The sequence below is a fragment of the Fundicoccus ignavus genome, from assembly GCF_009659375.1.
In the GTDB taxonomy this organism is placed as follows: domain Bacteria; phylum Bacillota; class Bacilli; order Lactobacillales; family Aerococcaceae; genus Fundicoccus; species Fundicoccus ignavus.
The window spans coordinates 112,646-125,595 of sequence record NZ_WJQT01000007.1 but is presented as its reverse complement, the minus strand read 5'-3'; the positions used below and the strand labels follow the sequence as shown (position 1 = coordinate 125,595).

Genomic DNA, 12,950 nt, shown 5'->3' with positions numbered 1-12,950 from the left:
AATTATACAAGAGGTTGTAATAAATAAGTTGATTTATCTGGCTCACCTTCCGCACTGGGTGGCTCTATTTTATGCATTGAGTGGCTCTAATCTCCGCCGAAGTGGCTCTATTTGAATGCAATAACCACAAAATTGCTCAAGAGAAAGATTTAATGTACGAGGTGCTATCGCAGTGGTCCTTCAAAGAAATTGAAGAGATGTTTAGTCTGCCACAGACAAAACAAGTCAGTCGTTACTATGTCTTGCCAGACTTTCAACAGATTGCGAAAGAATTAGTGAAGCCGGGGGTAACTTTGCAGTTACTTTGGGAAGAATATGCTCAAGATTGTCGGTTGGAGGGAAAAGTATTTTATCAATTAACACAGTTTAAAAAGCATTTCAATGAGTATCTGAATAAAACAAACTTTAGCCATATACTCCATCATAAAGCTGGTGAACAAGCTCAGGTTGATTGGGCCGGGACTCGGCCTCAATGGATTGATCCAATGACGGGTGAAATAATAAAAGGAGAATTATTTGTCGGAACGCTCCCCTTTAGTAACTATAGTTTTGCTCAAGCTTGTGTGGATCAAAAATCAGCGAGTTGGATAGACGCTCACGTCAAGATGTTTGAGTTCTTTAAAGGCGTTCCAACGCTATTAATTCCAGATAATCTTCGAGTAGGTGTCACAAAACACACTAAAAATGAGTTGGTACTGAATGCAACCTACGAAGATATGGCAGCGCACTATCAAACCGTTGTCGTACCAACACGCGTATACCGACCTAAAGATAAGGGCTCTGTCGAAAGCCACGTCAAACACTTAACCACACATCTGATTGCTCGAATGCGCCACTATCAGTGCCTTAGTATCCAAGAATATAATCATTATTTACTCATTGCACTGGCGGAGTTCAATGCTAAACCCTTTCAAAAGAAAGAAGGCAGTCGCCAATCAATGTATGAAACATTTGAGCAGGAGTGCTTAAAGCCGTTGCCTACCTATCCTTATGAGATATGCCACTTTAAAGACGCAAAAGTTTACACCAATAGCCATATCACCCTAAACAAACATTACTATTCAGTTCCTTACCAATACATTGGCGAAAAAGTTTCTCTGAAAATATATACAGATCGTGTCAAAATCTACCATAAACAACTGCTTATTTGTGAACATCGAATCGCAGGTACGCGACCAGGTGCTTATTCAACCATTCAATCCCACTTACCTGAAGAGAGTCAACACTATGGAAAATGGAACAGCGAACGGTATTTAAATTGGGCGAGTCGTATTGGACCAAACGTCCACACGGTGATTTCGAGACTATTTGACCAAGGTCCTGAACAACAATATTACAGAAGAGTTCATGCAATATTAAAAATGGCAGATACCTACTCCGACCAAAGATTAGATAAAGCCTGCCATTTTGCTCTAGAACGGTCAACTCATCCAACCTTTAACTTAATTAAGCAGTTAGTCGAACATTCTATGACGCAAACAAATTCTAACACTTTACCCCAAATGGAACAATCTTATTTGAGAGGAGCAGACTACTATGACTCATTCAACCGAAAGGATTAAGCTTCTAACTAGCTACCTTAGACAAATGAGGTTACCAGTAATGGCGGATCGCTTAGTCGATCTGTATGGGGGTCTCCTCACTGATCAACGTTCAACCTTAGATATCCTTGAGGAAATAGTGAGTGAAGAATATCTATCGAGGCGACACAATACCGTGCAACGTAATCTTAAATTAGCCAAACTCTCTCAACCACAAGCTCATATCCAAGATATTGATTATTCGCCCAGTCGTCGAATAAACAAAGAAACCATCCATCAATTATCGACGTGTCAGTTCATTACCAACAATCGAAACGTTATTATTCAAGGGGCTACAGGTACCGGGAAATCCTATCTAACCAATGCCTTATGTCGTTATGTGATTGAAGAGGGTTATACGGCACGTTATATCAGAATGTACGATTTACTTTCTGAACTATCTGAAGCGGATATGAACGATCGATTACCCCAATACCTAAAGAAATTAGCTAAACTAGATGTGTTGGTGATCGATGATTTTTTATTAACGCCAACAACCGAACATGAACAAAAATATCTCATGGAGGTTTTTGAGTTAAGGAGTAGACATCGTTCTCTTATTCTTTCTTCTCAAATGGAGACTGGCGAATGGCATAAAAAGTTAGGAGGTGGTGCGATTGCGGATGCCATTCTTGATCGTGCTATTTCAAATTCATACCATATTTATATTTATGGAGATTCATTACGGATGAAAACTGGTACAGCGAATACCGACTAAGCTGGTACAAAAAATCGCGATTCACCTGGTACAGGGAATCGCGATTTTGTGGTTCTAGACGAACGCTATATGCAAATAAATAAAAAAATTATTTAGCGCGCTTAACTTCAATTCGATAACCATCTGGATCAGTCACAAAGAAGTAAGTCGGTATGCTGTTAACGTCAAGTAGAAAACCACACTTTCTGCCAATTAGTTTTCCGCAGATTCTGCCAGATAAGATTCGGCACTTTTCCTAATCGAATACTCTTTGTCGATGTTTCATCCGATAACTTTTATCGTCCATCTGAATAAGTTCTACACGATGGAGCAGGCGATCAAGTATCGCTGTTGCGACACCTTCATCGCCCAGTAGTTCACCCCATTGATCCGGACTCTTATTTGAAGTCAGAATGATAGAACTACGTTCATATAGATAATCAATTAATTGAAAGAACCGATTCGCCTCAACCGGATCCATTGCCATATACATCAAATCATCGATAATGATTAAATCGGATTGTTTAATCCGATTAAGTGCAATCTGTGATTTCCGAGTATACTCGCTCGTTTTAAGAATCGTTGTCAGTTCGCCCATTGGGAGAAACATGACTTGATAGCCTTGCTCAATCGCTTCTAATCCTACACCGATAGCTAAATGCGTTTTGCCAACACCGGGTGGACCGAGTAAAATGAGGTTGTATTGTTGCGCTAACCAATTCATTTCTTTTAATTGGCGTAGTTGCCTCTCAGAGAGACTCGTTTGCTCACTTAAATCATAGTCCTCAAGTGTCTTTTGATAAGGAAATTTTGCCCATTTTAAGCGCCGTGCTTTGTTTTTATCCTCCCGTTTTGTGAGTTCATACGTGAGTAAATGATTTAATAGTTCATAATAGGTCCAGGATTTCTGCTCTGCTTCACGCATTAAAGCGGGAATCTCAGTGGAAATCTCAGATAAACGGAGTTGCTTAAAGGCATGCTGTAACTCTTCAAGGCCATTACTCATTCACTTCACCGCCCATAATTTTTACATAGTCACTCAATGGACGCGTAGACACTTCGATACCAGAAGGGACTGATGAGTTGTTTTTTATTTCTTCTGGAATGGCTTCAACCTTGTGTTGAGATAAATAGATAGCGATATCTCTAAAATCGTTGGCACTCCACAAGTCATTGTCTATGCAATAGTTAAGCGCCGCATCTCGTTCTGTCGGGTATCGTTTAATACTTTTTTCCAGCACCATAAACTGATCGCGAGCGTATCGCTTATACTTTTCAACGATTTTATCAATAAAGAGAATGGCTCTCGGTTCTTCTTCGAATAAGTCAATCATTGCGGTACGATATTTTTGTAACGTTTTTTCACGGTCACGCCCATGATTGCGGTTTTTAATCAGTTTGCCTTTTTCAAGTGACACCCTATGACGCGCAATGTCATCACCTGTTAGCTTGTGTAAAACAATTAATTCTTGTTCTTTTTGATAGAGGTAAACTTGGTTCGAACCAACGGTTTTATAAGTACCAAGCGGTACGGAGTAACGATTACCTTTAAATCGTATCGTATTGTCTTTATTGACGGTAGCTGTTATACTATTTCTGAAAGATATATCTTTTTGTTTGATTGAAGAGACTGGTTTCAAGTGTGCTTTTTCCAGGAGGAACACTGAATCGGGTCTCTTTTTTGTTGTGCCATGTACTTTATGGTTCCCTGTACGTTCTAGCCAGGAACGAGATTTTTCATTCCAATCATCAAGTCCATCGTAAACTCGATTCTTTGCGAAGTTTGATTTCACATAACCAACAACTCGCTCAATCTTACCTTTACTTTCTGGATCCTCTCCTCGACACAAATAAATACTAAAGCCAAGCGCTTGGTGATAAGCGTCAAAATCATGAGTTAATAAAAGATCTCCCGCATTTTCACTAACTGCGAGGATATTATCCTGGTCATAGACCATTTCTTTAGGCATGCCACCAAAATGACGAAAGGCATTTTCATGAGAACAAATCATATCTTTTGTCGTAAAAGGCCGATCTAACCATTCAAGATATTTGAAACGGCTATGAGATAAAACAAAAGATATAAAGTATAATTTGACTTCGTCTTTACGTCGCGTTCTTTGCTTCGTTTGTCCCTAATCGACTTGTATCTGTGCACCCATTTCAACTTCAGGAACAGCTTCGTATTGGCGAATAGTCTGACGTTTTGGTATCGCGTATTGATCTCTAAGCTGCTTGATATAAGACCGCACAGTACTCGAACTCACTTGGATTGTCGAATATTCTTCTAATAACCAATCTTCAATTTGTGCTGCAGACAAATCACTGTGTTCCTTTAACCACTCAAGAATAATCGGTTCGTAAGGATCCAGTTTTTTCGTTCGATTTTGTAAAGTGTCTGTCCATTCTGACATTTCTTTAAAATCCTTTGCCAAGTATTTTCTAACGGTATCTCGATTGACTCCAACTTTTCGTTCAATTTGACTTTTATTAAATCCTAGTCGATGTAATCGATGGATTTCATGATAGATAGTCATCTTTTTTTCGTTCACCTTTCATCCTCCCATTCAACTGATACTTTAAAAGTATAACTGAATGGGATATATTTCAGGAATAAAGTGCCGAAACTTAACTAGCAATATTTGTTGATTCTAATTTAGCATTAACATATGCCACCTGAAAGACCTCTTAGGTCACCAGCTTCATAAGTAGAAGCTTTACAAACTTTGTGCATTTTTCTAGGTCGCTAACTGTTACACCTAAATGACTAAAGCCGTCTCCAACATTATATGGATCAGCGTCATAGTTGTAAGTTAGTTCGATTTGTACCGAAGACCCGGGAGAGTTTAGATAGATTAAATCAAACTTGTTTTCAGGGAATTCTCTACGGCTAGCAACTTCAAAATCGAATAAATTAGTATAGAAGTCTAAAGTAGCCTCAATATCTCTAACACGTAAGCAAATTTCAGCTAGTTCTTGGTTCATAATATCATCCTCCAAAAGTTTCTTATATTCATATTAATATGAATAGGATAACAACGCATTTTATTCGCATCGGATGAAGTTTTTTTGCTTAACAATATGTCGATAGGTGAATTAACGTAGCGTTTATTTACCTAGAATTACAGGCTGATAGACTCCTAATAAAGTAGACAGAGAAATAAAAACTCTGATTATTTTATTAGGAGCTATTTCTATGTCTAAAAGAAGGAGTAAACATAGCTTAGAGAAACAAATATGCTCTATCAACATTGTAATAAACACTGTCGGAACCTACATTAGCATTATAATAGCCATCGAGTTTAACAAAAATTAGGCTACCTTTCGCTAGATCAATACCGACCTAAAGCACCCAAAATAAAGTGTTTTTATTGTTGTCTCATATTATGTTCAACGCATTCTTTTTAAAGCTAGAGCTTTTCATTTTAAGTAAGCTTCAAAAATATTAACACTTTCTGATCTGTAAATCGCAACATCCATCTCTTTACTTATCTCCAAACATTGAAAAAACGCGTTGAACAAATTGCTCAACATAATATTCTTATGCTTCAATCCCTTTTGCTTCCAATACTAGGACAGTATCCCCTTCGAGAATTCGTGTGTCGCCATTAGGAACCACTAATTCGTTATCATCTCTTAAAACCAGCACAATGAGGGAATCACGGTCTAACTTTATATCCTTAATTTCTTTATTCACCCATTTATTGTAGTCATTGATACGGAATTCTAAAAGATCCGTTCCGACAACGTCAAAATAGGAGCGTCCGGCCAATACGATAATATCTCCCGCTTGGAGTTGGATGTCGCCATGGGGCACGATGGTGTCGTCTTGCCGCAGAATTTTTGCGATAATAAAATCAAAGGCTAAGTTAATATCTCGTATATAAGCGTTGGCTAAATGGCTATCAGCTTTTATTTTGGTTGCTAAGAAGCCGACATCACTCTTATCTTGTAAAGAGTTAAAATTACGTAAGGAAGAAACCTCTGGGTCAACCATGTCAGTTTTCTTAGAAAGAACTGGCAGCAATCCGCCTTGAATGAGTGAGGATAATAAGCAAATGTCAAACACAATATGGTAGAGGTCATTAATATTTGGGGTATTTGAATTCACCACACTAATGGCAAAAGCGATGGCAGCGGCCCCCCTTAAACCCGCAAAGGCTATTACGGCGAGCTGATCTTTTTTCATTTTGAACGGAAACATTAGACCATAAATGGCAGCGGGGCGTGCGATAAGAGTCATAAACATCATAATCACAAACGCAATTGGCATCATCTCCACGATTGAACTTGGGTTTGATAATAAACCGAGCAAGAAAAACAGTCCGATTTGTGCCAAACTCGTAAAACTATCAAAGAAGAAGACGACCCCGCGTTTTCCTACAAACTCTTTGTTTCCGATATAAATCCCGAAAATATAAACAGCCAGATAGCCGTTACCACCAATTTGATTCGTGAATTCATAAGTGAATAAAGCGGCAGCAGCTAAAAGAATAACTTCCATCCCTTCTTTTGTTTTCAGGTAGTCTAACAATCGAATAAATATCCATCCTAGTACGAAACCAAGCGCCAGTCCTAAACCAATTTGTAAAAGTATGAGGGAAGGAACATTAATATTTTCGCCTTGTAGCAAGGTAACAAAAAGGATCACCATGGTGTAGGCAGTAGGGTCGTTAGAACCAGATTCGAGCTCCAGTAAGGAGTCCGTGTTGTATTTTAGCTTTAAATTACGGGAGGCTAAAACATCTGAAACACTCGCATAATCTGTTGAACCAATAATGGAACCCAGTAGCAAAGCTTCTAAAAGCGAAAAATTGAATACCAGATAAACAAAGAATCCAGTAATCAACGCCGTGAAAATGGTCCCGAAGAAACTTAAAATGATGGCTTCCTTGGCGACTGGTTTAGACATTTTCCATTTCGTGCCAAAACCGCCATAGAAAATAATAAACATCAAGGCTAAAGAGGCTACTTGATTGGAAAAAGCATAATTTGTAAAGTCTACACCGAAGAAATTAAAAGAAACTCCTAAAAGCATGAACAGTAACAGTTGCGGTATCTTTAAATCATTAGCAACCCGCATCGCGATTAAGGCTAAAATCAGTACAAGTGAAATGATGAGTATATACATGGTAAGCCCTCCTTCAATTTAATGATCATCATAAAACAATCTCTTTACTTGTATGACATATTATAGCATATGAAAGTAGTTAACTTTATCGCCTTTAATTTTGATTATATTTTACTAGTATTTAATTGAGTCACCAATATCATGGGATGAATCCGTGATTAATAAAGGAGATCTATAAAATGAATGAAATCAAAGCTACAGAACTAAACCTTTCTTCAAAAGCAGAAGATATTCTGCTTCAAATTGAAAGCAATACTATATGCTTGATTATTCAAAAAAATCTTTTGAGAATATGTAGTGAACCCCAAAAGTTGGAGTTTATTTAATTGAATATTAAGCAGCTAATTGAGTGTCTTGTTTTCGGTATGCAACCGGAGATAAGCCGCTCAATTTTGTTTTGATACGTCGATGATTATAATAATCTATATAATGTTCGATGCGCTCTTTTAGTGTATCATAACTTACTTGTTCGACACCGTGATACATTTCTTGTTTTAAGAGACTAAAGAAATTTTCCATCGGTGAGTTATCTAAGCAATTGCCTTTGCGAGACATGCTTTGAAAGATACCGTGTTGTTTTAAGGCATTCACCCATGAATTATGTTGATAATGCCAACCTTGATCACTGTGAATGGTCGTTCGGTATAACGCATGTTCCGTGACCAAAGCGAGTGCCTCATTTAAAGGATCTAAGGCAATATCTAATGTCGGATGATTGGATATCTTAAACGAAATAATCTCACCGTTATATAAATCTAATATTGGACTTAAGTAAAGTTTTTGGTCGTTTAAACACTTAAACTCAGTCACATCTGTCACGAGTTTTTGTAAAGGAATCGGTGTGGTAAATCGGCGATTCAGCTTGTTTTTAGCGGTCTTACCCACTGTTCCTTTGTAAGGATTATAGCGGCGATTTTTATGAGAAAATTTAGTGCACTTGATACCTAACTGGTCCATCAAGCGTTTAACTCGTTTGTGGTTAACTTGATGCCCTTTATTTTTAAGCGCTTTTTGAATACGACGATAACCGTAGTTGCCATCATTTTCATCGAAAATTTCTTGAAGAAGATTTTCGAGCGCTTCATCTTTATTTTTAGTTTCTTTCTTTGAACAGTGGTAATGAAAAGTTGATTCTGGTAAGCCGGTTACGGTCAAAATATCTTTGAGCTTAAACTTTTCTTGACTTAATTCATAGACAATCATGGCTTCTTGTTTGCGCGTGGGTCTTTCAAGCCCAGCGCTCTTAACTTTTTTTAAGTAAGCTAGCTCCAGACGTAAATATTCATTTTCTTGTTTTAATAAGGAAAGTTCATCGGTTTTAGGCGTTGACATCTTGTTTGAACCCTTCACATTTTTTGAATATTTAGGCATCTTAGGCGGTCTCCCTTGCGGTTTATTCAGACCTTTGGCACCTTCAGTTAAATAAGTTTGTTTCCAATTCGCTATAATCGACGGCTCTTTAATGCTGAATAGATTCGCAGTCTCTTCATAGGAAGCGCCAGTGTCTTGCTTAAATCTTAAACATCTAGCTTAAAATTTAAAGGATATTGTTGTTTCTTTATTTGATGACGTAAGCCTGCTTCGCCAAACTGCTTGTATTGATTGATCCATTTAGTCACCAAAGACTTACTTGATACATCATATTTTTTAGCTAATACTCGAGCACCCATTATTCCTTGTGGATACGCTTGGACTATCTTTAATTTTAAATCAACTGAATATTTTTTCGACATACAAATAACCCCCAAGAGTTAGATTTTTAACTCTAACTTTTGGGGGTTAGTACAAAATGCTAATGAGTACTGGTGACTTTTTTAGTGTTTTTTAATCTTAATTAGACCTTTATTCAATTACATGGATTCTTCACAGAATTTCCTTCCACAAAAAGCAATTAGCTTCTTACCTCGACATAACTCCAAAAATTTCAGCCGAAGCTTGACTAAATTGATACGCTCCGACGCTGTTAAACAGCCTAAGCTAAATGTGATTGAAATATCGGATGTGGACAAATTCGAAGAGTAAAGTTATTTATTTGAGTTGTTCCATCAATAAATGCCCACCCACTTCCAACTCAGTCAATGAACAACTTTTCAATTGAGCCACATAGGCTTGAATTCGTAAGATTTCATCAGGCCAAGAAGGCGTACCATTGACCCACTCTAGGGCAGTAGGGCCATCGGTTTCAAATAATAACTGCTGTGTTGGAATAAGATTAATCAGCTGATCGGTCAAGGTTGAATGCCCTGCATCGACAGAAATCGTAAAGAAACAGCCTAGCTCCAAATAATCAGTCACCAAGTCCAAAGGCCCACTATACCAGTGGATAATTTGACCATGTAATTGGTGCTTTTGTAGCAAGGCAAGTACTTCTTTTTCAGCTCCTTTTGTGTGGATATTGCAAATTTTTTGGTGCTTTTTTGCCTCCGCTAGAAAATATTCAAAAACTTCCAATTGACGCGGGTAAGCCGTTGTATCTTCTGCCCAGTGGAAGTCTAAACCAATTTCACCGATGAAATCACAATCCTGAATGTAAGGTTCAATATTGTCTAAAGATGTAGTTGGCGTCACCTTCCAAGGATGAATTCCGAATCCCTTTAAGATGAGTGGATGGTCAGGAATGGATTGATAGTCAGACACAGACTCACTAACCGCTAAAGTTGTCATGTTTAAGACTTCAAAGTCCGCCAATGCCTTCTCCAGCGATGGATAATGACTGAGGTGATCATGGGCATTTATTATCATGCCAATTCACCGACAAATAAATGCCGAGCTTGCCGGTACAGAAGCAATAAAGCTAGACCGGCAATTACTGTTGTGACAATGACAGATCCTCCATTAAATACAAAGGAATAAAAGCCAACAGACCAACCTTCTGGAGCAAACCGGCCCCAATAATAAACCCCAGTAATAAAGTGCCAGAAGTAACGAGCTAGAGTCCCGATAAAAGTACTCAAAAAGATATAATAAGTTGCTTTCTTCTGATTTCCCGAAGCGGTTGCCTGTTGAAGTGCCGGAGCCACAATTCCTGCTAGCCCATTAAAAGCAAAAGCTACTGGATAATCTAGCACCACTTGTATAGGGTGGATAATTGAAGCTCCGCCTAGAATAATCGTCAGTAGGCCCCATAAAAGCCCAGTAAATATCCCTGCTTTCCACCCTCGACGTAAACAAAACAACGTAATGGGAATCGAGCCCAAAGCGATATCGAAGCCTGTTCCTTCGATAGGAAACAGTGAGATAATAAAGGCCAAAGTCGCAATCACCCCAGCCTCTATATAAACAGTTAACGAATTTTTTTGCATAAAAATACCCCCTTTGATACACAAAGGAGGCTTAAGTCTTCTTAAGTCTGCAATCCCTCCGCACGTACTAACGTGATCAGGTAATAAGAGTCCCGGCATACATCCAGTCTCAATCACTCTAGTGATTCCCCTTTGCTTGGATGATATCATAGCTCATAAAAAAAACGTTGTCAATCTCGATGTTTTATAGCCCTTCTTTCAGATGATACATCTAAAGATTGTGGCGTTTTCTATGGATAAATTAGTAAGATCCTTTTCTTTTATGATGAGATATTTAATTTGATGGATGATATGAATTTAAATGATGCCTACTTCTGGACAATTAATGAATCAATGGGGTTTACTGATATTGAACACTATTTGCTAAATAAGGGTGGGTACACAAGCTGATTGTATTCAAACCAGGGTCAACACTTGGGCGTCTGATAGAATTGGAACCTATGGTGTTATAGGATTTGTGACTCCAAATTCTATTAATGATAAAGGTAGTATGGCTGGCTTTAGGAAGGTTATTAATGAAGAATTTAATCATATATATACATATAACCTGACTGAAGCTATCAAAGGGAAAATAGGAGATGATGCATTAAAAGAAGGTGGAAGTGTTCTCGATATTATGATAGGAACGGCAATAACGATAATTAAATAGAATCTCAAAAATCTTTTCTCAATAGTTGAGAAGGATTGATGAGATTCTATTACTAAATCCTACTATAATAGATAATAGATTTTATTACCTATCGATGCTACGGACATGCGTATCATAAATAATCATTAATAGTCATGTTGCTAAAAGTCAAGATGATGATCTCCCTTTCAATAAAGCGTTAAGATTGATTGCTGATGATGAGAGTGATCAAAACAAGTAAATGAGAAAATAGTTAATCACCTTATGTTTGATGCATTAGTATCATTAATATATGTGTTGTTAGCAACGGCATTTAGGAAACTGGTATTATTCCAAGCCTGCTAATCAACAGGTTGCGGCGCTCTCGCTCCATCTGCCTCTGATGTGTGAATTGCTAAGTAACGAGTAATAAAAGCGTTATTCCCTCAATCGCATCCGATAGTCGTTGGGGCATACCCTTTTTAATCATTCTATCTCTTCTAGATCACTCGGAGTATGAGTGATGTCACTTCGCGTTCCCTAAATGCTGGTCTTTATTATAAATGGCATCAGACAACGCTACCTAATGATTAGAGTGATACTTGTTTGAAATCAGTATTAGGTGTACGATGAGTGAATGGTACAATAAAGATAAAGATTAAAATATATTCCCCAGTTTATTATCAATCGTCTGCCACCATTCTTATTTAATTCGACTGCATGTTAAAAGGAATGAGAAAAGTAGGCTTAATAACAAGAAATTGTAAGTAATAAAAATCCCTAAATGCTTGAACCTTGGAAAATTTTTCTTTAAAAGACGAAAGCTTTTATCCTGAGGATGAGTTAGGGACAGGTCATTCAAACGTTAAAAACAGTAATCACTCAGTAGCCTTTCACAGTTAAGGAAGTTCTTAATGATTTACAAAGCTTACTGCATGATCTATCAGGCTAAACTAGTTATAAAGGCTATAGAATGGCCACAAGGGCGCTATGCAATAATAAATGGGAATTGGAGGGAATTAAATGGCACGCAAAAAAACCTTTACCCAAGATGAATTATATGAAGCAACTCATCAGTTGATGCTTGCAGAGGGTTACGATCAATTTAATTTTATGAAACTTGCTAAAGCACTCGATGTTTCGCGAACAGCCCTATATAAATATTATAGTAATAAGGATGACTTACTACATGAATTTTTAAACGCTCAGATGAATGAGTGTGTCCAACGTATTGAAACAACCGATTGGCCTGAAAATTATGAAGATAAACTATCACAGTTATTAGACCTTATCTTTGATTTTGCAGATGTTCATAGCATATCGATTCAGGTCCCTAACCAAAAATGGACAGAGGCGAATCAACACCAAGCCAATATCCAAGAGTCAAAACAGTTACACGAAAAATTTTTTAATTTTATTATGGATGTTATTATCGAAGGGCAAAGGAATGGCGTACTTAATGCGCAACTTCCCCCTTTTCTGTTAATTGAAACGATATTTCATAGCCTAATGTTGCCTAATCGAGCGGGTTTATCTGCTCAAAAACGTAGTGATTTCATGAAAGTAATCCTCTTCAATGGTATATTAAACAGCAATAAAAAAAACGATTAGTGACACCACTGTCACTTTGCGT

The 12,950-nt window shown here is 37.7% G+C and carries 13 protein-coding genes, 1 pseudogene and 1 riboswitch; of the genes and pseudogenes, 5 read left to right on the top strand and 9 right to left on the bottom strand.

The window, feature by feature from the left end:
- Window positions 1-152: 152 nt before the first annotated feature.
- Both istA and GF867_RS06775 read left to right on the top strand, forming a co-directional pair.
- Window positions 153-1,562 (top strand): IS21 family transposase, encoded by a 1,410-nt coding sequence (gene istA / locus GF867_RS06780; protein WP_153832348.1) that lies wholly within the window; start codon window positions 153-155, stop codon window positions 1,560-1,562.
- Window positions 1,537-2,298 (top strand): ATP-binding protein, encoded by a 762-nt coding sequence (locus GF867_RS06775; RefSeq protein WP_153832347.1) that lies wholly within the window; start codon window positions 1,537-1,539, stop codon window positions 2,296-2,298. The genes istA and GF867_RS06775 overlap by 26 nt, the downstream gene beginning before the upstream one ends.
- 235 nt (window positions 2,299-2,533) lie before the next feature.
- Here GF867_RS06775 and istB read toward each other — a convergent pair whose 3' ends face one another.
- From istB to GF867_RS06755, 5 genes are all read right to left on the bottom strand, one after another.
- A complete protein-coding gene (istB, locus tag GF867_RS06770; RefSeq protein WP_153832346.1) occupies window positions 2,534-3,283 on the bottom strand; it encodes an IS21-like element helper ATPase IstB in 750 nt (249 codons plus the stop codon).
- Window positions 3,276-4,247, bottom strand: a complete 972-nt coding sequence (locus tag GF867_RS14035; RefSeq protein WP_253940770.1) for a Mu transposase domain-containing protein — start codon at window positions 4,245-4,247, stop codon at window positions 3,276-3,278. Before GF867_RS14035 ends, istB begins: the two co-directional genes overlap by 8 nt.
- Before the next feature lie 165 nt (window positions 4,248-4,412).
- Complete coding sequence (locus GF867_RS14030; protein ID WP_253940769.1) at window positions 4,413-4,829, bottom strand: hypothetical protein; 417 nt, start codon at window positions 4,827-4,829, stop codon at window positions 4,413-4,415.
- A 136-nt stretch (window positions 4,830-4,965) separates the two neighbouring features.
- On the bottom strand, window positions 4,966-5,262 hold the full coding sequence (locus tag GF867_RS06760; RefSeq protein ID WP_253940768.1) for a VOC family protein: 297 nt from the start codon (window positions 5,260-5,262) through the stop codon (window positions 4,966-4,968).
- 556 nt (window positions 5,263-5,818) lie between these two features.
- Window positions 5,819-7,408 carry a potassium/proton antiporter gene (locus GF867_RS06755; protein WP_153832345.1) on the bottom strand — a complete coding sequence of 530 codons (1,590 nt, stop codon included), beginning with the start codon at window positions 7,406-7,408 and terminating at the stop codon, window positions 5,819-5,821.
- Window positions 7,409-7,587: 179 nt separating this feature from the next.
- Between GF867_RS06755 and GF867_RS06750 the strand changes: the two genes are divergently transcribed.
- Window positions 7,588-7,734: a hypothetical protein gene (locus tag GF867_RS06750; RefSeq protein ID WP_153832344.1), complete on the top strand. Its 147-nt coding sequence runs from the start codon at window positions 7,588-7,590 to the stop codon at window positions 7,732-7,734.
- A gap of 7 nt (window positions 7,735-7,741) precedes the next feature.
- Here the strand turns inward: GF867_RS06750 and GF867_RS06745 are convergent.
- The 4 genes and pseudogenes from GF867_RS06745 to thiT form a co-directional block, all read right to left on the bottom strand.
- Window positions 7,742-8,908, bottom strand: a pseudogene (locus GF867_RS06745) (IS3 family transposase); the annotation flags it as partial.
- Window positions 8,909-8,925: 17 nt separating this feature from the next.
- Window positions 8,926-9,141, bottom strand: coding sequence for a helix-turn-helix domain-containing protein (locus GF867_RS06740; RefSeq protein ID WP_153832342.1), 216 nt, complete (start codon window positions 9,139-9,141; stop codon window positions 8,926-8,928).
- 295 nt (window positions 9,142-9,436) lie between these two features.
- Window positions 9,437-10,150: a TatD family hydrolase gene (locus tag GF867_RS06735; protein ID WP_153832341.1), complete on the bottom strand. Its 714-nt coding sequence runs from the start codon at window positions 10,148-10,150 to the stop codon at window positions 9,437-9,439.
- Entirely contained in the window at window positions 10,147-10,710 is a 564-nt protein-coding gene (gene thiT, locus GF867_RS06730; RefSeq protein ID WP_153832340.1) for an energy-coupled thiamine transporter ThiT, read from the bottom strand. The genes GF867_RS06735 and thiT overlap by 4 nt, the downstream gene beginning before the upstream one ends.
- A gap of 36 nt (window positions 10,711-10,746) precedes the next feature.
- Window positions 10,747-10,852, bottom strand: a riboswitch (TPP riboswitch).
- Between the two features lie 315 nt (window positions 10,853-11,167).
- On the opposite strand from thiT, the gene GF867_RS06725 reads away from it, so the two are divergent.
- Window positions 11,168-11,359, top strand: coding sequence for a hypothetical protein (locus GF867_RS06725; RefSeq protein ID WP_172973978.1), 192 nt, complete (start codon window positions 11,168-11,170; stop codon window positions 11,357-11,359).
- Between the two features lie 981 nt (window positions 11,360-12,340).
- On the top strand, window positions 12,341-12,928 hold the full coding sequence (locus GF867_RS06720; RefSeq protein WP_153832338.1) for a TetR/AcrR family transcriptional regulator: 588 nt from the start codon (window positions 12,341-12,343) through the stop codon (window positions 12,926-12,928).
- The last annotated feature ends 22 nt before the right edge of the window (window positions 12,929-12,950 follow it).

What these genes read in the sequence shown, in the direction of transcription:
- GF867_RS14035 (WP_253940770.1), bottom strand. Translation starts at nt 4,247, where the DNA reads ATGCCTAAAGAAATGGTCTATGACCAGGATAATATCCTCGCAGTTAGT.
- istA (WP_153832348.1), top strand. Translation starts at nt 153, where the DNA reads ATGTACGAGGTGCTATCGCAGTGGTCCTTCAAAGAAATTGAAGAGATG.
- thiT (WP_153832340.1), bottom strand. Translation starts at nt 10,710, where the DNA reads ATGCAAAAAAATTCGTTAACTGTTTATATAGAGGCTGGGGTGATTGCG.
- GF867_RS06750 (WP_153832344.1), top strand. Translation starts at nt 7,588, where the DNA reads ATGAATGAAATCAAAGCTACAGAACTAAACCTTTCTTCAAAAGCAGAA.
- GF867_RS06720 (WP_153832338.1), top strand. Translation starts at nt 12,341, where the DNA reads ATGGCACGCAAAAAAACCTTTACCCAAGATGAATTATATGAAGCAACT.
- GF867_RS06760 (WP_253940768.1), bottom strand. Translation starts at nt 5,262, where the DNA reads ATGAACCAAGAACTAGCTGAAATTTGCTTACGTGTTAGAGATATTGAG.
- istB (WP_153832346.1), bottom strand. Translation starts at nt 3,283, where the DNA reads ATGAGTAATGGCCTTGAAGAGTTACAGCATGCCTTTAAGCAACTCCGT.
- GF867_RS06735 (WP_153832341.1), bottom strand. Translation starts at nt 10,150, where the DNA reads ATGATAATAAATGCCCATGATCACCTCAGTCATTATCCATCGCTGGAG.
- GF867_RS06755 (WP_153832345.1), bottom strand. Translation starts at nt 7,408, where the DNA reads ATGTATATACTCATCATTTCACTTGTACTGATTTTAGCCTTAATCGCG.
- GF867_RS06740 (WP_153832342.1), bottom strand. Translation starts at nt 9,141, where the DNA reads ATGTCGAAAAAATATTCAGTTGATTTAAAATTAAAGATAGTCCAAGCG.
- GF867_RS06775 (WP_153832347.1), top strand. Translation starts at nt 1,537, where the DNA reads ATGACTCATTCAACCGAAAGGATTAAGCTTCTAACTAGCTACCTTAGA.